Raw genomic sequence first — 18768 nt, forward strand, 5'->3', positions numbered from 1 at the left:
TAAGGGCCGTCTTCGCCGTCAAAGATAAAGTCTGTGGATAGGTGGATCAGGTGCACGTTGTGCTTTTCGCAGGCTTCTACTACAAAAGCCACGGCGTCGCGGTTAAGCCTGAGAGCACCCTCCTGGTCAGTCTCGCACTGGTCCACATTGGTCATGGCGGCGGTATGGATCAGGTGCGTCGGTTTGAATTCAGCTACCACTCGCTCCACTTCTACCGGGTTGGTCACATCCATCGAGGCAAAGGACAGCGTCGGGAAAATCTCAGCTAATTTATTATCGCCACGGCTGGTTGCCAGCAGTTCTACATCGGTGCGAGGCAACAGTAAAGCAGCCAGTTTCTGGCCCAGCAGGCCGTTGGAGCCTGTAATCAGTATTCGTTTCATGTTTTCTGTTTCTTGGTTTAGATGAAGATTCTCAGTAGAGTTCTTCTTTGCTTGGTTGAGCATTAGCTTGTAAACTAAGTCCACTTGGGAGCAAAGTCAATCCGTTTAACTTTTGTCATCCTGAAAGGATCTTGGTAGCAAATGGCATAGACTTAACCTCCGGGGAAAGGGAGCTTGTTTTCTCAGAATAAAACATTCCTCTTGAGAGAAAATACATCAGCCTCTCCTACTAAAGGAAACTGCCATTTGGCTTAAGATTCTACAGTTGCTGTGCGTTTTTCTATTAAATGAAAAACAGACAGTCAGCTCCAACGAAAGTTAATTTGCCTGCGGATAGGTATAGTTGTACTTGCGGGCGATCTTCTTCTTTTTCACGTCTTCCACTTTCACAGTCATTTTCACATCCGAAAGCGGACGGTTTCGGCCGTCTACAGCTTGCTCAGCTATTTTATCGATCACATCCAGGCCGTCGATCACCTGCCCAAAAATGGTATAAGCTTCATCCAGTTGCGGCGTGCCCTGGTGGTTTTCCACGATGTAGAACTGCGAACCGCTCGACTCTTTTTTAGGATTTACCTGGTCGCCCATGCGAGCAGCGGCCAGAGCCCCCCGCACGTGTTTGTACTTCGGCTTGATCTCAGCGGGAATGGTATATCCCGGGTTGCCCATACCGTCGTTGCGCGGGTCATCGTCTTTGGTGTTCGGATCGCCCCCCTGTATCATAAAGCCGTCAATCACCCTGTGGAAGGTGGTGCCGTCGTAATAGCCCTCACGGATAAGTTTCAGGAAGTTTTCTTTGTGCAGGGGCGTGTCGTCGTAAAGCAGCAGTTTCATTTCGCCATGTGAGGTAGCGATAGTTACCAGTTGGTCTTTGCCTTTCGGGGCTTTCTGAGCCAGCACGGCACCAGGCAACAAGGCCAGCAGGATCATGAAAGTAGCGATCTTTCTGAACAGATTCATGTTTGTGGTATAAGTTTATCGTCTAAAATTAGGTCTAAATTTCAAATTTAAGCCTTTTTGGCACCTTTTCATGCATTGCCCTCATTTTCTGCCCACTCATACGAATACTTCTATTTCAGAATAAAATCCACAACCACAGTATCATGTGAAGAGGGCCCTTTCGTATACAGGGTATAGCTTGCACTTTAAGAACTTTATACTGTACCTGCGGAAGCAATTTAGATGTTAATTTCCTACTTCCGTCAAATAAAGTTATATTCATGCATGCTGACTAAACTTACCTACCCTTATTTAATGAAAAAAGTACTACTCATAACAGGTCTTGGCCTCGCTGCCTCAGGCAGTGCGCAGGCACAGGCTCCCTCCACCACTATCGACGAAAAAATTGAAGCAGCCGTAGCTCCTACTGCGCAGTTCATTTCTGACATCATCTTCTATGAAGTACAAGTGGCCGGCACAGGTATACCCCTTATCCTGGTATGGTTACTGGCAGGCGCGCTATTCTTTACTGTATACTTGGGCTTTGTCAACATCAGAGGCTTTAAGTATGCGCTGGACATTGTGCGCGGCAAGTATAACCAGCCCGGTGCCCCCGGAGAGGTGTCCCACTTCCAGGCGCTGACAGCTGCCGTATCTGGCACAGTAGGCCTGGGCAATATTGCGGGTGTGGCCATCGCCATATCACTCGGCGGACCAGGCGCTACTTTCTGGATGATCATGGCAGGCCTTTTCGGTATGTCCACTAAGTTTGTTTCGTGTACGCTGGGTGTGAAGTATCGCGATGTGCATGCCGATGGCACTGTTTCGGGCGGACCAATGCATTACCTGAAAAAAGGCCTGCAAGAGCGCGGCATGACGGGCCTGGGCAAATTTCTGGCTGCTTTTTTTGCAGTGATGTGCATAGGCGGCGCCCTGGGCGCAGGCAACATGTTCCAGATCAACCAGGCAACGCAGCAGTTTATATCCGTAACGGGCGGCGCAGAAGCTTCTTTCTTTGGAGGTGGTAATTCCTGGATGTTCGGTTTGATTATGGCCGTGCTGGTAGGTTTGGTGATTCTGGGAGGTATGAAGAGCATAGCCCGGGTAACCGAGAAAGTGGTTCCGTTGATGTGCGGCGTTTACATTGTGGCTGCTATTATAGTTTTGCTGGTCAACTTCACTTTAATCCCAGCGGCTTTTGTGGCTATTTTTGAAGGTGCCTTCACCACGACGGCCATTGGCGGCGGTGTGGTTGGCGTTATGATACAGGGCTTGCGTCGCGGTATTTTCTCGAACGAGGCAGGTATAGGCTCTGCTTCCATCGCGCATTCCGCCGTGAAAACCAATATGCCCGTTACCGAAGGTTTCGTCGCTTCACTGGAGCCTTTTATTGACACAGTAGTGGTCTGCACCATGACGGCCCTTGTAATAGTTGTGACGGGTGCTATACCCAGGACACAGGCGATGGCATCGCGCTTACCTCTTCGGCTTTCGCCACCGTAATCGACTGGTTCCCGCTTATTCTGGCTGCTGCCGTTATTCTTTTTGCTTTCTCCACGATGATCACCTGGTCGTATTACGGCCTGAAGTCCTGGACCTATCTGTTTGGCCACACCAGGTCGGCTGATATTTCTTTTAAAGTATTGTTCTGCGCCTTTGTAGTACTGGGTGCACCGATTCACCTTAATAGTGTCGTAGCCTTCTCTGATGCGATGCTCTTTGCGATGAGTATTCCAAACCTGATAGGCTTGTTCATCCTGGCTCCGGTCGTGAAAAACGAGATGCAGGCTTTCCTGGCTTATGCTCGTTCCAGCAAAAAACAACCGTTTACGCCAGAGGCAGTGGAAGCGGCACATTTGAAGGCTGAAGCTGAGGTATAGTATAGATGACAGGTATAACCTGTACTCACAAAAGAAACGGGCCGCCTGCGAAAAGCAAGCGGCCCGTTTCTTATTTTATTGAGGTATAGTTCTTTGACAGGCTATTCTCCCCTTTCAGCTCTGATGTCTTTCAATATCTGATCACCACCACGGCCCAGAATCGTTTCAGCCAGTTTCACACCCAGCGACTCAGCTTCTGCCTGATCGCCCTCAAACTTATCATACAGGTGTTGCTGTCCATCCAGACTTACCAATCCGCCCTGAATGCTCACCTTGCCTTCAGCTGTTAAGGTAGCCAGTGCAAAAGAAGGTATACTGCAGCCACCCTCCATGGTGCGCAGGAAAGCGCGTTCTGCCACCAGGCAAACATGGGTTTCTGCATGGTCAAGCGCGTCCTTCAGTTGCTGCTTTAGCTCCGGATCAAGGTTGCGGGCGCACTCCACGGCCACGCTTCCCTGACCAGCAGCAGGCACAAATTCGTTTTCGGGGAAGGTATGCACGATCAGGTCGTCGTAGCCCATGCGGAACACACCGGCATAGGCCAGCATGAGTGCATCGAACTGCCCGTCCTTGAGTTTCTGCAAACGAGTCTGCAGGTTACCGCGCGACTCGGCAGTGGTCACATTAGGGTAGTACTTTCTGAGCAAAGCTTTGCGGCGCGTCGACGAAGTGCCAATTACCACCTTGCTATCACGCTCCAGTTTGAAATCCGGGTTGAACGACAAAATCACATCGTTCACCTGCTCGCGCTCCATAAAGGCTACCAGTTCCAGATCCTCAGGTATAGACGACTGCACGTCTTTGGCACTGTGCACGGCGATCTCAATACTACCTTCGCGCAGCCCCACTTCCAGTTCTTCGGTAAACACGCCTTTTGAGCCCAGCTTATCCAGCGACTTGTCAAGTATCTGATCGCCTTTGGTACTGATGATCACAATCTCGGTATCGAGTCCGGCGGCCTGTAGTTTGTCAGCCACTGCGTTTGCCTGCCAGAGGGCCAGCTTGCTGCCGCGTGTACCGATCTTAATAGTTTTTATCGCTGTATTATTTTCCATGATATCTTCTTAGTTAGCGTTGCGCAGGTACTGGGCAATCTGGATAGAGCTGTCTACGAACACCATTTTCGGATTGGCATTTCGCTCTATGTGATAATGTGCCTCGTTTAGTTCCTGCGTCAGTTTATCAGCATTGTTTTGTGTTATCAGCTTCGAGAACTTCTGTACGAAATCGAGCTCGTTTGAGGGCAGATAAGCGATCAGCGAAGGATCCACGCCGTAGAGCATCACCTTGCGGAACAGGTTGAGCGCATAAAGCAGAAAGTTCTTCTGGTTCTCGCGGCCCAGCTTCTGAAACTCCTCACTGAAGTCCACTACCTTGTCGAATTTGTAACTGTAGCAGTTTCGCATCCAGTCGGTGAAGAAGGTGAAATAGTCGCTGCTGACTTGGCTGGTGAGTTTGGTAGCGGCATTTAGGCTACCTTCAGCCAATTGCGCCACCTGGTAAGCGGCCGTGTCGTCAAGACCGTGCTTCTCCTGCAGGTATGAGATGACCTCATTTTCCGTGAAAGCCCGCACCTGCACAATCTGGGTGCGGGAGGTAATAGTCGCCAGGAGCTTCTCGGCTGACTGCGATACTAACAGAAAGAGCGTCTTTGCCGGCGGCTCCTCGAGCAACTTGAGCAGTGCATTGGCGGCAAAGGGGTGCATCAGTTCCGGCAGCCAGATCAGCACAATCTTGTAGTCGCCTTCAAAGGCTTTCAGCGAAACCAGTTTCACTAACTGGCGGCTTTCCTCCTTAGAGATATTGCCCTGCTTGTTCTCGGCGCCAATATGCTGCATCCACTCGTTCAGCCCTGATAGGGATTGGCCAGCACAAACTCACGCCACTCGGTCAGGAACTTCTGGCTCAGTACATCTTTGGTCACCGACTTGGTACTGGTCACGGGCATCACGAAGTTGAAATCGGGGTGCACCAGCTTGTTCATCTTCACGCAGCTGTTGCACGTTCCACATGAATCATCGGCCTGCCGGTCTTCGCAGTTGATGTAAGTGGCATAGGCCAGCGCCATAGCCAGATTGGCACTCCCCTCCTGCCCCAGAAACAGCTGCGCATGCGCCACATGGTTTTGCCGCACCGAGTTGATGAGCAAAGCCTTCGTTTCCTGATGTCCTTTTATTTGAGAGAAATGCACGTTGTAATCGTTAATTGTTGGTTGTTGGTCGTTAATTGCTCTGCAGTGATTTGTTTTGCCTAAATGAATGATCGTCGCGTTATCAACTAACTATAACTCCCATCCACAAAAACAACAATCAGCAATTAACAACCAACAATTATACTTTCCTATCCCACACCCGGTATTCGCGGGTTTGTTCAAAGATATCCGCCATAATATCCTGTTCTATTTTGTCATAAGCCAGGTTACGACGCTCCATTACTTTCTCGGCTACTTCGTTTGCTTTGCGGAGCTGGAAGGTTTCGAAGCCGGCGGCGCCTCCCCAGGCAAAGGAAGGTATAAAGTTGCGCGGATAGCCAGCCCCAAAGATGTTAGCACTCACACCTACTACTGTACCCGTATTGAACATCGTGTTGATACCGCACTTACTGTGGTCGCCCATGATCAGACCGCAAAACTGCTGCCCCGTACTCTTGAAGCCGCCTTTGGCGTAACTCCATATCTTCACCTCAGCGTAGTTGTTCTTCAGGTTCGAGGTGTTCGTATCGGCACCCAGATTGCACCATTCGCCTAACACCGAGTTGCCCAGGTAGCCTTCATGGCCTTTATTGGTATAGCCGAAGATCACCGAAGCTGCCACTTCCCCGCCCACTTTTGAGAAAGGCCCGATGGTCACATCACCTCGCATCTTACCGCCAACATTCACGTTGCTGCCTTCACAGATAGCAAACGGGCCTTTAACGATTGCGCCTTCGTGTATCTGGGCATTCTTGCCGATGTAAATAGGGCCGTTTTCCGCATTGAGTATGGCCGCACGGATTTTTACACCCTCTTCGATGAAGATATTCTCCTCGCCATACACCATGGTATACTTGTCACCAACAGGCTGGCTGATGCGACCTTCCGTCAACACTTTGAAGTCGCTGCGGATCTGATTCCCGTTCTGCACAAAAATCTCCCATACTTCCCGAATGATGCTCTCCGGCATGCACTCAATCTTTTTGGAAGAGGAATGCATAACCAGTTCGGCAGCGTCGTGCAGGTCCAGGTTGTCAGCATTCAGCGCAATCAGCATACCTTCGCAGTACAATCCTTCTCCAACCTTGAGGGCTTTGACCTGTTCTATCAGCTTTTTATCCGGGCATACCGCACCATTCAAAAAGACATTATGCGTGTCATAGTGCGCCGGAAACTTATGTTGCAGGTATGTCTGCGTCAGATACGACACGGTTGCCCCCGCATAGGTCTGCCACTTCTCCGCTATGGTCATAATACCAACGCGGATCTCGGCCACTGGCCTTGTGAAAGTCAGCGGCAATAGTGACTGCCGTATAACAGGTTCATCGAAGAGAATGATATTCATAGTTACAAAAATAGAAAGTCTTCCCGAAATAGTTCAGGAAGACTCGCTTAATTAGGTATAAACTTTTCGTTAATACACGATGAGTTGAAAAGTCTTCTCCACTTGGTTGGCGGGGAAAGACTGGTTCTTGCCAAAGGTTTGTTGCCGGTAGTTATACCCGCTCCCCACAAACACATTCTCCTTCTCGTCTAACACAGCTGCCACTGTTTTCTTGATTACCATTCTGTTGGCCCGCACGGGTATGTCTTTTATCGCCATCACGAAGGTGCTGTCGAACACAGTAGTTTCTAGTGCATCAGTTGCCTCCTTGTCTTTACGGCTTATGACCAGTTGGAAAGTTATTTCTTCCTCACCGTACTGGCTGTAAGAAAAATCCTGATTGCCAAATACTTCAAAAACCACCGTTTTGTCTACCGGCTCCGGTTCAGGTATAACTTCTTCGTTTTTGTCGCAGGAGCTAAAGGCGAGGAGTGCCAATAAGCCACACAGGTAAGTAGCGCTAAATTTCATAGTCGAGGGGTTTAGTAAGCGTTTATATATAGTTTTTGCTATAACAGAAACCGGACCAACTCCTTTGTACTGGTCAAAATAAAAAAGTCTTCCCGGTTTCCCGAGAAGACTTTTAAAACGTTTTAACCAGGTGGTATGCCTGCTTATTTTTTCTTGTAACGTGTGTTGAAACGCTCCACACGACCCGCAGTATCCACAAAGATGTTTTTACCAGTGTAGAAAGGATGTGATGCAGAAGAAACTTCCACTTTGATCACTGGATACTCCTTGCCGTCTTCCATCGTGATTTTCTCGTCAGAGTTCATAGTAGAACGCGTGATGAATTTGAAATCACTCGTCATATCCTGAAATACCACATCTCTGTATTCTGGGTGAATGCCTTTTTTCATTATTATAAACGTTAATTAACCTTAATTTCTGAATCGGACTGCAAATTTAATAAGTATTTTTGAAATTAAAACGCTACTAACCAAATTATTTTACTCATTTACTCAGGTATGCAGTTGCTATCGATAATTATATAAATTTGTCTCAGGCACAGCGCCATACCTTATACCGATACCTACATGACACATCCACAGCAAAACCTGATACTCGACCAGGGCCAGATCCAGCAAAAGATAACCCGCATGGCCTACGAGGTATACGAGCAGAACATTGAGGAACAGACCCTTGCGCTGGCAGGCATACACCGTAACGGCTATACCCTGGCAGGCATGCTGGCAAAGGAACTCGAGAAGATTTCGCCTATCAAGGTAACGCTATTGCAGGTCACGCTTGACAAAACAGCTCCGCTGCAAACACCCGTTGCCATCAGTCCGGAGGGAACGGCGCTTGAAAACGCCGTGGTGATTATTGTGGACGATGTGCTGAACACAGGCAAAACATTGGCCTATACCTTAAACGCCCTACTGCCGCACAATCCTAAAAAAGTGGAGATCGCAACGCTGGTGAACCGTCATCATACCTTATTCCCGGTATCGTCCACCTATACCGGTTACTCACTGGCCACCACCCTGCGGGAGCGTGTGGATGTGGTGCTCCAGGAAAATGAAATAGCAGCGTACCTGCATTAAAAACATATCGTAGCCTTTAGGGCAGAAGGTGAAAACCTTAAATTAACGCTATGCAGCTAAACAAAGAAGAGATGGGTTTCATTAACAAGTGGGCCAAGGCGAAAGAAAACGGTCAATGGCGCTACATCCTGACACGCGGGCTGCTGTGGGGTGTGTTGGTAGGAGTCTTTTCGAAACTCTTCCAGGCATGGGATGCGCTCAAAGCCTGGGACACAGCCGCACTGTCTGATGGTTTTACCTCTTCTGACTTCCTTGTCAGACTTTTTATTTACAGCGCCATTGGTGTGGGTATACACGCTTACCATTGGAACGCAAATACCAAAAGGTATAACCAGCTGAAAAGCATAGAACGCCGCTCACAAACTGTCGCTGCTTCCTCTAAAGACTGATTTTAGGCTACAAGTTAATCCTACAACATCTCGGCACGTAATACTCAACTTGACAAAGGAGATGCATACTGTAATCCTGCCAATCCTTAAATCCTGAGAATCCTGATCGATGAAAGAACTTTGCTTCGCCACCAACAATAAAAACAAAGTAGCCGAGGTGAGCCAAATGCTCGAAGGCAAGTATAAACTGCTCACGCTCGAGGACATAGGCTGTCACGAAGAGCTGGCCGAGGACCAGGACACACTGGAAGGCAACTCCCGCCAGAAGGCACAATACGTGTGGGAGAAGTATAAAGTCAACTGCTTTGCCGACGACACCGGATTAGAAGTAGATGCCATTTGCGGCGAGCCTGGGGTATACTCTGCCCGTTATGCTGGTCCCCAGCGCAACGACGCCGACAATATCCGCCACCTGCTCAAGAACCTGGAGGGCCACGACGTACGCCGGGCCCGCTTCCGCACCTCGATCACGCTATACCTGGATGGGCAGGAGCATCAGTTCGAAGGAATCGTGAACGGGCAGATTACCACAGAGTGGAAAGGGAATAAAGGCTTTGGCTACGACCCCGTGTTTGTACCGGAGGGTTATGACCGTACCTTCGCAGAGATGACGCCGGAAGAGAAAAATGCCATCAGTCATCGTGGCGAGGCCATCCGGAAGCTCGTGGAATTTTTGAAAGCACAATAGCGTTGGGGAGGTAAAATAATTAGCACAGGCTGTAGCCACATTGGCCTTAAAAGACTAATTTTGTAGCCTGATACCATAACTTCCAATGCAAAAGCCATTCATCGTCGGAATTACAGGAGGTAGTGCTTCAGGGAAAACCACTTTTTTGAATAGACTACTTGCTTCTTTCTCGCCTGAGAACATCTGTTTGATCTCCCAGGATAACTATTACAAAGACCGCGAGCACCAGACCCGCGACCTCAACGGGGTTGTCAACTTCGACCTCCCTTCCTGCATCGACGACGACGCTTACGCACAGGATATCCTGAAGCTGAGCCAGGGCGAAACCGTTTACCGCAAAGAGTATACCTTCAACAACCCCAATATAGTGCCAAAACAGCTGGAGTTCAAGCCAGCGCCTATTGTGGTGGTAGAGGGTATTTTCGTTTTCTACTTCGAAGAAATTGCCAAACTGCTCGACCTGAAGGTATACATCGACGCAAAAGAGTATATCAAACTGCAGCGCCGCATCGTGCGCGATAAAGTGGAGCGCGGCTATGACCTGGACGATGTATTGTACCGCTATACGCACCATGTGGCACCTACTTACGAGAAGTACATCAAGCCTTACAAGAACGACGCAGACATCATCATCCCGAACAACGAGAATTTCGACCGCGGGCTGGATGTGCTGACCACATACCTTAACTCCAAGATAAAATAATGCGACACAAGTTCGTAGTAATCGGCCTCGGTATCTTCGGTAACTCCATCGCCCGCACACTCGCTGAGCGCGGCGCTGAGGTGCTCGCCATCGACAACGACGAAGACCACGTGGAAGCCATCAAGGACGAAGTGGCCTATGCCGTCGCCCTCGACGCAACCGACATCCGTGCCCTCGAAGCACAGAACGTGCAGGATATGGATGCGGCCATTGTGGCTATCGGTGAGGACTTTGAGGCCCTGCTGATTACGACGGCTAACTTGCAGGAACTTAACATCAAGCGTGTGATCACACGTGCTTCGAACAAGCAACAGCGTCGTATTCTGGAGAAAATGGGGGTACAGGAGATCCTTTCGCCGGAGGGGGAAGTTGGTAAAACTGTGGCCGAGCGATTATTGCAGCCAAACATCCGCACCTTCCTGCCACTGCCTGACAACTACGAGATTGTGGAGATCAACACCCCGCGTGGTATCGCCAACAAAAGCCTTGCAAAAATATCGCTGCGTGAGAAGTATAACCTCAACATGATCACGATTAAGCGCTTCTTTGAGGAGATTCAGGACGGCAAACCAACGCAGGTGGAGCACATCATCGGTGTTCCGAAGGCCGACACCATTATCTATCCTTCTGACATTCTGATTCTTATCGGCAAGAAGCACGATATCAAACGATTTATTGATATAAACCGCTAACAGGTTTTATTTTTCGACGAAAGCTTTTACATTTGCTTTCTATATGCCAAACGCAAACGCTATACTTCCTCACTTCCGTCATCTTTTGATGACCGTAACCCTGCTTTGGGCACTTATGCTCAATGGTCAGGAAGTGGTGGCGTATACCTACACGGCGCAAGGCACTCCTGCAAAGTCGGCTTCTCAACTGGCCACTGCCCCGCAGGAAAAGACGGTTATCAAGCAAAAGGTCACGCTGGAGGCTACTACCTCCTTTGTGGTGCTCAATCTGGAGCAGGATGCGCTGGAGCCAACTCCCATCCCTGCCTTTGCTACACCTACGGATGAAGTACTGCCTGCTTATGCGGCCAGAGCACCCGGAGTTGGCTTCGTTGCCCGCTTCTTCCCTATTTCCATTCAACCCAACGCTCCTTAAGCGATTTCTTTCCCCACAGGCCCTCCTATGGTCCTGACCCGTTGCGCATACCATTTTCTCAGGTATAGCGGAACAGCTTCACAGTATTTATTGGTTATTACAAGATAGCACCGCTGTGATTTACAGAGCATTACCATTATTTCAACTATACTTTATTTATCAACCAACCCATGCGGAATAAGAATTTTATTATCGTTATGACTTTGATAGTATCGGCGCTCTGCCTGTACTACCTGTCATTCTCGTTCGTTGCCGCAGTGTGCAGAAAGACGCTGAGGCCTATGCCACAGACGCACAAGGCAACGTAGACCACGCCCGCCAGCAGTCATACCTTGACTCGGTGTGGAGAGAGCCAGTTTACAACTTCCTTGGTGCTGAGTATACCTACCAGGAGGTAAAAGAAAACGAACTGGGCCTTGGCCTTGACCTTCGTGGCGGTATGCACGTGGTTTTGGAAGTGTCTCCTATTGAGATCATCAAGTCGATGTCTGGCAACAGCAAAGACCCTAACTTCCTCAAAGCCCTTGCCCGTGCACAGGAAATGCAACGCAACAGCCAGGAGAAGTTCACTTCCCTGTTCGCTGAGGCTTTCAGAGAGATTGAGCCAGACGGTCGTTTGAGCCGCATTTTCTCTAACACAGCCAACCGTGGCAAGATCAGCTACGAGTCCAGCAACGCTGATGTAATCAATGCGATTGATACGGAAGTAGAAGATGCCATTGAGCGTTCATTCAACATCCTGCGTACGCGTGTGGACAAATTCGGTGTAAGCCAGCCAAACATCCAGCGCCTGGGTAACAGCGGTCGTATCCAGATCGAATTGCCAGGCATCGACAACCCTGACCGTGTGCGCAAGCTCCTGCAGGGTATGGCAAATTTGGAGTTCTGGGAAGTATGGACGCCTGAAGAGGTTTCTCCTTATTTCACACAGCTGAGTGACCACCTGAACGCTGAAGAGAAAGCTGGTCGCTTGAACTTAGGCCGTACTGCTACCCAGTCTGCCGCCGCTAACGCTACTACGCCAGCTACCGTACAGGATGCTGCTGCTGACGACGTACTGGCACAGGCTGCCGCTACTTCTAACGACACTGCCGCCGCTGCTGCTGGCGACACAACAGCCCTTGCTTCTGCTGCACAGACTGACTCTGCTGATGCACTTCAATCACTTCAGGAAGAGCAAATGGGTGTAATGGGCCGTCTGTTCACGATGATGCCAGGTGGTATCGGTGCTAATGTGCGCGACACTGCCAAAATCAACGAAATCTTCAACAGACCTGATGTTCGTTCTATCTTCCCTCCTAACATGAAGTTCCTGTGGGGCGTGAAGCCACTTGTGGGTGACAACCGTCAGGAGTTTGTAGAGTTCTACGCTGTGAAGAAAGGCCGCGACGGAAAAGCACCTATGACAGGTGATGCCGTGAACGATGCTCGTCAGGACTTCGACCAGAACGGTCGTCCGGAGATTAACATGACCATGACACCTGCTGGAAGCAAGCGTTGGGCTAAACTGACAGGCGACAACGTTGGCCGTCAGGTGGCGATCGTGCTTGACAACTATGTATACTCTGCGCCAGTAGTGCAGGGCGAGATTACAGGTGGTAACTCATCTATCACAGGTAACTTTACTATTGAAGAAGCAAAAGACCTTGCCAACATCCTGAAGGCTGGTAAAATGCCAGCTCCTACCCGTATCGTGGAAGAAGCGATTGTAGGTCCTTCATTGGGTCAGGAAGCCATTAACCAGGGTCTGATCTCTACGGTTGCTGGTCTGATCATGGTGGTGATCTTCATGATCGCTTACTACAGCCGCGGTGGTTTCATTGCTGACCTCGCCCTGTTATTCAACGTGTTCTTCATCCTGGGCGTATTAGCTCAGTTTGGTGCAGCACTTACCTTGCCAGGTATCGCCGGTATCGTACTGACACTGGGTATGGCCGTGGATGCGAACGTACTGATATTTGAGCGTATGCGTGAAGAGTCACTCAAAGGACTGAGCATGCGTGAAGTGATCAACAAAGGTTACGACAAGGCATTCTCGACTATCTTGGATGCGAACGTTACAACCTTTATCGTAGGTTTTATCCTGTACTTCTTCGGTTCTGGTCCAGTGAAAGGCTTTGCCATCACCCTGATGATCGGTATCGTGACTTCATTCTTTACATCTGTGTTTATTTCAAGAATACTGGTAGAGCGTGTTTTCAAGAAGAGCGGCAAACTGTCATTCGGTACTTCTCTTTCAGCTAACATGTTCCGCAACGTGAAGTTCGACGTAATGAAGTTCAGAAAGCCAGCCTACGCCTTCTCACTTGCTGTGATTGTGTTTGGTTTCGTGGCCATGTACATCAACGGTGGCCCTAACCTGGGTGTTGACTTCAAAGGCGGTCGCTCTTATGTAGTGAACTTCGATCAGGCCATCGCAGCCCCTGATGTTCGTTCGGCCCTGTTGGACGACTTTGAGTCTGCTGGTACAGAAGTGAAGACATTCGGTGCTTCTAACCGTGTGAAGATTACAACCAGCTGGTTGGCCGATGACGAAAGCATTCAGGCGGACGAACGTGTGAAAGCTGCTTTGATGCAGGGTCTGGAGCAGTATAGTAACCAAAACCCAGAGATCCTGAGCCAGTCTAAAGTAGGCGCTACTATGGCCGACGATATCCAGAAGACAGCCTTAGTGGCCGTATTGCTGGCGCTGGTAGGTATCTTCATCTACGTGATGCTGCGCTTCAGCAAGTGGCAGTTCTCGCTGGGTGGTGTGGTAGCTTTGCTGCACGACGCCCTGATGATCATTGCTGTGTTCTCTATATTCGACCTGTTCGGTGTATCTTACGAAATGGACCAGGTGTTCATTGCAGCGGTACTGACGATCATCGGTTTCTCCATTAACGATACCGTGGTAATCTTTGACCGTGTGCGTGAGTACATGCACGACAACCCGAATAAGCCGCTGCGTGACATCGTAAACCCAGCCCTGATCAGCACATTCAGCCGTACGATCATCACCTCACTTACCCTGTTTGTAGTGGTGGTAATTCTCTTCATCTTCGGTGGTGAAGTACTGAGAGGCTTCTCGTTCGCTATGATCGTCGGTGTACTGGCCGGTACCTACTCTTCTCTGTTCATCGCGACTCCAATCGTGGTGGATACAGTAAAAGAGAAAGTAACACCAGCAGTATCTGCTAAAGTAGCTTAAGTTAAGCTCAGCACATAAATAGAAACTCCCGCCTCTGCAAAGGGGCGGGAGTTTTTTTGTTCATAGATATAGAGAAGTATGGCACCAATGCCATCAACTTAAGCTTTACTTTGTCATTTCGAACGCTAGTGAGAAATCTGGGGTTGTGGCATTGCTTTAAAATAATCCAGATCTCTCCATTCTGTCGAGATGACAGGTTAGGAGCGGTATTGCTTTAGCTGATGGCATTGGGTATACTATACCTAAAAACAAAAGAGCCAGCTCTGGTGAGAGCTGGCTCTTTTGTTAATCTACAATGTCTATAATGACAGCTTAGACAGTCACACCGTCAGCTACTACTTCCTGTACTTCAGGAACCATGCGCTTAAGCAGGTTCTCGATACCAGCCTTCAGTGTAACGGTAGCCGATGGACAGCCGCTGCAAGAACCTTGCAGGTGTACAGTTACCACACCGTCTTTGTAGGACTTGAAGGAGATGTTACCACCATCCTGCTCTACAGCCGGACGTACGTAGTTTTCCAGCAGGTCAGTTACTTTCTTCGCAATGGCAGCATCATCAGCAGACACTTCACCGTTTGATTCAGTGCTTGTGGCTGGCTTGTTTGCCTGGAAGCCTTCGACGAAGATCGGGCCACCTGCCTCTACATACGACTTCAGGAAGGTGCGCAGCTCAGGTATAAGCTTCACCCATTCGATATTAGCAGCTTTGGTTACTGTCACGAAGTTGCTGGCGATGAATACACGCGACACATAATCAAAATTAAAGAGCTCTTGTGCCAAAGGTGAATCAGCAGCGCTCTCTAAGTTAGGATAATCCACGCTCTGGCCGTCTGGCAGAAGGCCTACGTTCATCACAAACTTCATGGACTCGGGATTCGGGTTAGCTTCGGCGTATACCGAAACTGTCTTTTCTTTATTATCTAACATGGATATCAGCGTTTTATGTTAAAACTTAGGCCTGCGCCTTAAAGTTTCCAAAATTACTCAATTATTCTGACAAGTGATAATACTGCCTAACTCAGCGACAACTGAAAAATGGCCCTCATACTTGTACATTTCAATTATTCAGAGCACAAATAGTGCCTGATTTATGGTGTCTATACAACAATTTGGTTAGCTATTTAGCCCAGAAAATGTAACTTTGTGACGCAGTTAAATTTTTGTCCCGACTAAACACATAGCACGTTTAACATGCTTTACAACTACATTCTGCTGGCGCAAGCGCAGCATGCTATTCCTGGTTTCCTGATCATCCCGTTTCTGCTCCTGATCGGACTTATTGCAAGTGGTCCTATCTTTTTCGGGCACTTTTGGGAACACAATTATAAGAAAATAGCCGTTACACTTGGTCTGACCGTGTTGGCTTACTACCTGTTTGTGCTAGGTGATGTGCATATGCCTGCCCATACCCTGGCTGAGTACTTTACATTCGCTGTACTGCTTAGCTCCCTCTACATTGCGGCTGGCGGTATATACCTGAACGTGAACGCCAAAGCAACGCCACTTATAAATGTGGCACTGGTAGCTGTAGGTGCTGTTTTAGCTAACTTCATTGGTACCACAGGAGCTTCCCTGCTTCTGATTCGTCCGTTTATGCGCCTCAACGCGCACCGGCTCAAGCCTTACCAGATCGTATTTTTTATCTTTATTGTGAGTAACGCGGGTGGTCTTTTGACGCCGCTTGGTGATCCGCCGCTGTTCATCGGCTTCATCAAAGGCGTACCGTTCTTCTGGACACTGCAGCACCTTTTCATTCCGTGGGTAATCTCTATTATTCTGCTTTGTACACTGTTTTATTTTGTGGATAGCCGCAACAAAGGCGATGAAATCGTAGCTCACCTTGACAACCCAGAGCCAAGCACAGGCAAAACAGAATTCAGCTTCACTGGTCGTCGTAACCTGTTCTGGCTGGCCATCATTATCGGTGCCGTATTCCTGGACCCAAACGTGATCGATGCTCTGCCACACATCTACTACGACGGCAATAAGTTCTCTTACATCCGTGAGATAATCCAGCTATCAGCTGCCTTCATGTGCTTCCGTTTCTCAAGCAAAGAAGCCCTGGCAGGTAACCAGTTCAACTTCCATCCTATTCTGGAAGTAGTGTTCCTGTTCTTCGGTATCTTCTTTACCATGATGCCGGCCCTGCAGCTGTCTGCCGAGATAGCCTCTTCGCCTGCTTATGCTAACTTCATCACACCAAACTTCCTGTACTGGGCAACGGGCTCACTTTCTGGCTTCCTGGATAATGCCCCAACTTATGCCAACTTCCTTTCACTGGCTATGGCCAAGTTTGACCTGGCTCAGAACAATGTAGAGGATGTTAGGCAGTTTGCTGCCGGTACTTCTGCCGCAGGTATGGAGACACTCATCCAGCTCGAAGCCATCTCGTTAGCAGCCGTACTTTTTGGTGCCTTCACTTACATTGGTAACGGACCAAACTTCATGGTAAAAGCGATTGCGGAAAGTGCCGGTGTGAAAATGCCATCATTCTTCGCTTACATCCTGCGTTACTCTATTCCATTCCTGCTTCCGATCTTCCTGCTGGTTTGGTTCCTGGTAGTACACCTGAGACTGTTCTAAACCGTAAGGTATAGCTATAATATAAGAGCCGCTCCCTAGTAAAGGAAGCGGCTCTTTTTATTTCAGTGACAAGTACAAAAGGACATTACAACTTATTCACCCGCTGCCTCAACAGGAAATCAGCCAGTACGAGTGCAGCCATTGCATCTACGATCGGCACGGCCCGCGGCAGCACGCAGGGGTCATGACGGCCTTTGCCTTGCAGGGTAATCTCCTCACCGGCATCGTTAATGGTCTGCTGCGGCTTCAGAATGGTGGCCACAGGCTTGAAGGCAACATTGAAGTAGATATCCTGTCCGTTGCTGATGCCGCCTTGTATACCTCCTGAGTGGTTGGTACGGGTACGCACATTGCCCTGCTCGTCGGTATAGAACTGGTCGTTGTGCTCCGAGCCGCGCAACTTCACACCCTCAAAGCCACTGCCATACTCGAAACCCTTCACCGCATTGATGCTCAGCATGGCCTTGCCCAACTCGGCGTGCAGTTTATCGAACACGGGCTCTCCTAAGCCCGATGGCACACCCTGTACCACACAGCTCACTACTCCGCCAATAGTATCCAGGCTGTCGCGGGCATCTTCGATCAGACCGATCATGCGGGCGGCAATTTTCCCATCAGGGCAGCGCACTTTATTGCTGTCGATCTGCGACAAATCGAGCTTTGTGTAGTGCTTGCGGAGCTTTACATGCCCCACCTGCGACACATAAGAGCGCACCATGATGCCATAATGCTGCAGCAGTTTGGCAGCCAAAGCACCTGCTGCCACACGAGCCACAGTTTCGCGGGCTGAGCTGCGTCCGCCACCCCGATGATCGCGCAGGCCATACTTGGCAGTATAGGTATAGTCAGCATGTGATGGCCGGAATGCCTGTGCCACATGCGAGTAATCGTGGCTTGCCTGGTCCTTGTTGCCTACCACCATCGCAATAGGCGTCCCCGTGGTTCGACCTTCAAACACGCCTGAAAGTATAGTTACCTTGTCTTCTTCTTTGCGGGGTGTGGTGATGTCTGACTGGCCTGGCGACGGCGGTCAAGGGCAGGTCTGTATCTCGTCTGGGGTTATCTCCAGACCTGCCGGACAGCCGTCCACGATTACGCCCACGGCTGGGCCATGTGACTCCCCGAAGGTGGTTATTCTGAAAATCTTACCGTAGGTATTGCTCATTTTATTTTGCGGTATTTTAAGAAGATAAACCCTGACACAGCCAACAGCACCAGCAGAATGATATTGGTATAGCGTTTAATGGCCTCATCCTGGTAAATGCTCACCAAGGTATGGTCTTCGTTTTCGATAATCTTATAAAAAGGCCCAGATCGCGGGCCAGTACCATGGTACCTGCATCGGCTATACCTGTTACCGTCACACTCAGCGCGGATCGCAGTGTATCGTAGGTAGCAGTCACCGGATTGAAGTAAATCCACTGAAAGTCATCGGCCAGATTATAAGTGCCAGGCACGCGACCCAGCACCGAATAACTAAAACGCTTCACACCCTGCACACGTCCGGCACGCAACGTAATATCCTGCTGCAGATCGGGCGGATAGAAGTCTAACGTCCCTGTGGTAGTAGGGCTTGGAGGCATGATCGCAGCCAGATTGCCTTCTCCTTCCAGCTCAAACATGTACCTAAAGCTTTTGTTCAGCGGCACTGACTTGCTTGACAGCCCTTCGCGCAAAGTATATTCTCCCACAGGCACTACATCGCGCAGCGGGTGCGGTGGCAATTCTTTGACAGGTATGATGCGCTCACGGGCAAAGAAGGTCTTGTAGCCTTCAAGGCGGTC

General features: G+C 49.4%; 20 protein-coding genes and 1 pseudogene. 10 read left to right on the top strand and 11 right to left on the bottom strand.

Going from position 1 to position 18768, the window contains the following annotated elements:
- Together O71_RS00410 and O71_RS00415 are read right to left on the bottom strand one after the other, a co-directional pair.
- The coding region (locus tag O71_RS00410; protein WP_040573373.1) for a sugar nucleotide-binding protein at nucleotides 1-383 on the bottom strand (383 nt) is incomplete at its 3' end.
- A 318-nt stretch (nucleotides 384-701) separates the two neighbouring features.
- Nucleotides 702-1343, bottom strand: coding sequence for a peptidylprolyl isomerase (locus O71_RS00415; protein WP_007652107.1), 642 nt, complete (start codon nucleotides 1341-1343; stop codon nucleotides 702-704).
- Nucleotides 1344-1637: 294 nt separating this feature from the next.
- On the opposite strand from O71_RS00415, the gene O71_RS00420 reads away from it, so the two are divergent.
- Together O71_RS00420 and O71_RS26195 are read left to right on the top strand one after the other, a co-directional pair.
- Nucleotides 1638-2825 carry a sodium:alanine symporter family protein gene (locus O71_RS00420; protein WP_255345319.1) on the top strand — a complete coding sequence of 396 codons (1188 nt, stop codon included), beginning with the start codon at nucleotides 1638-1640 and terminating at the stop codon, nucleotides 2823-2825.
- A gap of 20 nt (nucleotides 2826-2845) precedes the next feature.
- Nucleotides 2846-3202, top strand: coding sequence for an alanine:cation symporter family protein (locus tag O71_RS26195; RefSeq protein ID WP_255345320.1), 357 nt, complete (start codon nucleotides 2846-2848; stop codon nucleotides 3200-3202).
- Between the two features lie 101 nt (nucleotides 3203-3303).
- On the opposite strand, the gene hemC is transcribed toward O71_RS26195, so the two are convergent.
- The 6 genes from hemC to O71_RS00445 all read right to left on the bottom strand — a co-directional run bounded on the left by hemC (nucleotide 3304) and on the right by O71_RS00445 (nucleotide 7637).
- Nucleotides 3304-4257: a hydroxymethylbilane synthase gene (gene hemC / locus O71_RS00425; RefSeq protein WP_007652109.1), complete on the bottom strand. Its 954-nt coding sequence runs from the start codon at nucleotides 4255-4257 to the stop codon at nucleotides 3304-3306.
- Nucleotides 4258-4266: 9 nt separating this feature from the next.
- Entirely contained in the window at nucleotides 4267-5040 is a 774-nt protein-coding gene (locus O71_RS00430; RefSeq protein ID WP_237717639.1) for a hypothetical protein, read from the bottom strand.
- A gap of 8 nt (nucleotides 5041-5048) precedes the next feature.
- A complete protein-coding gene (locus O71_RS24885; RefSeq protein ID WP_237717640.1) occupies nucleotides 5049-5393 on the bottom strand; it encodes a hypothetical protein in 345 nt (114 codons plus the stop codon).
- A 139-nt stretch (nucleotides 5394-5532) separates the two neighbouring features.
- Nucleotides 5533-6738: a GlmU family protein gene (locus O71_RS00435; protein ID WP_007652111.1), complete on the bottom strand. Its 1206-nt coding sequence runs from the start codon at nucleotides 6736-6738 to the stop codon at nucleotides 5533-5535.
- 69 nt (nucleotides 6739-6807) lie between these two features.
- On the bottom strand, nucleotides 6808-7248 hold the full coding sequence (locus tag O71_RS00440) for a hypothetical protein (protein ID WP_007652114.1): 441 nt from the start codon (nucleotides 7246-7248) through the stop codon (nucleotides 6808-6810).
- A 143-nt stretch (nucleotides 7249-7391) separates the two neighbouring features.
- The gene (locus O71_RS00445; RefSeq protein WP_007652115.1) at nucleotides 7392-7637 is read right to left on the bottom strand and encodes a type B 50S ribosomal protein L31; all 246 of its coding nucleotides are present in this window, start codon (nucleotides 7635-7637) and stop codon (nucleotides 7392-7394) included.
- Nucleotides 7638-7814: 177 nt separating this feature from the next.
- On the opposite strand from O71_RS00445, the gene O71_RS00450 reads away from it, so the two are divergent.
- The 7 genes from O71_RS00450 (at nucleotide 7815) to secDF (ending at nucleotide 14401) form a co-directional block, all read left to right on the top strand.
- Nucleotides 7815-8324, top strand: a complete 510-nt coding sequence (locus O71_RS00450) for a phosphoribosyltransferase family protein (protein WP_007652117.1) — start codon at nucleotides 7815-7817, stop codon at nucleotides 8322-8324.
- 50 nt (nucleotides 8325-8374) lie between these two features.
- Nucleotides 8375-8713, top strand: coding sequence for a hypothetical protein (locus O71_RS00455; protein WP_007652119.1), 339 nt, complete (start codon nucleotides 8375-8377; stop codon nucleotides 8711-8713).
- A gap of 109 nt (nucleotides 8714-8822) precedes the next feature.
- Entirely contained in the window at nucleotides 8823-9401 is a 579-nt protein-coding gene (locus tag O71_RS00460) for a non-canonical purine NTP diphosphatase (RefSeq protein WP_007652121.1), read from the top strand.
- An 85-nt stretch (nucleotides 9402-9486) separates the two neighbouring features.
- Nucleotides 9487-10104 (top strand): uridine kinase, encoded by a 618-nt coding sequence (gene udk, locus O71_RS00465; RefSeq protein WP_007652123.1) that lies wholly within the window; start codon nucleotides 9487-9489, stop codon nucleotides 10102-10104.
- Nucleotides 10104-10796, top strand: coding sequence for a TrkA family potassium uptake protein (locus O71_RS00470; protein WP_007652125.1), 693 nt, complete (start codon nucleotides 10104-10106; stop codon nucleotides 10794-10796). Before udk ends, O71_RS00470 begins: the two co-directional genes overlap by 1 nt.
- A gap of 43 nt (nucleotides 10797-10839) precedes the next feature.
- The gene (locus O71_RS00475; RefSeq protein WP_237717641.1) at nucleotides 10840-11211 is read left to right on the top strand and encodes an RNA methyltransferase; all 372 of its coding nucleotides are present in this window, start codon (nucleotides 10840-10842) and stop codon (nucleotides 11209-11211) included.
- A gap of 259 nt (nucleotides 11212-11470) precedes the next feature.
- Nucleotides 11471-14401, top strand: coding sequence for a protein translocase subunit SecDF (secDF, locus tag O71_RS00480; RefSeq protein ID WP_007652129.1), 2931 nt, complete (start codon nucleotides 11471-11473; stop codon nucleotides 14399-14401).
- Nucleotides 14402-14713: 312 nt separating this feature from the next.
- Here secDF and O71_RS00485 read toward each other — a convergent pair whose 3' ends face one another.
- Nucleotides 14714-15328 carry a NifU family protein gene (locus O71_RS00485; RefSeq protein ID WP_007652137.1) on the bottom strand — a complete coding sequence of 205 codons (615 nt, stop codon included), beginning with the start codon at nucleotides 15326-15328 and terminating at the stop codon, nucleotides 14714-14716.
- Nucleotides 15329-15592: 264 nt separating this feature from the next.
- Between O71_RS00485 and O71_RS00490 the strand changes: the two genes are divergently transcribed.
- A complete protein-coding gene (locus O71_RS00490) occupies nucleotides 15593-16984 on the top strand; it encodes a sodium:proton antiporter (RefSeq protein ID WP_007652142.1) in 1392 nt (463 codons plus the stop codon).
- Nucleotides 16985-17069: 85 nt separating this feature from the next.
- On the opposite strand, the pseudogene aroC reads toward O71_RS00490, so the two are convergent.
- Both aroC and O71_RS00500 read right to left on the bottom strand, forming a co-directional pair.
- A pseudogene (gene aroC / locus O71_RS00495) lies at nucleotides 17070-18149 on the bottom strand (chorismate synthase).
- 100 nt (nucleotides 18150-18249) lie between these two features.
- Nucleotides 18250-18768, bottom strand: a 519-nt coding sequence (locus tag O71_RS00500; protein ID WP_007652148.1) for a BatD family protein, incomplete at its 5' end; no start/stop codon positions are given.

The organism is Pontibacter sp. BAB1700 (genome assembly GCF_000277005.1).
GTDB classification, from domain to species: domain Bacteria; phylum Bacteroidota; class Bacteroidia; order Cytophagales; family Hymenobacteraceae; genus Pontibacter; species Pontibacter lucknowensis.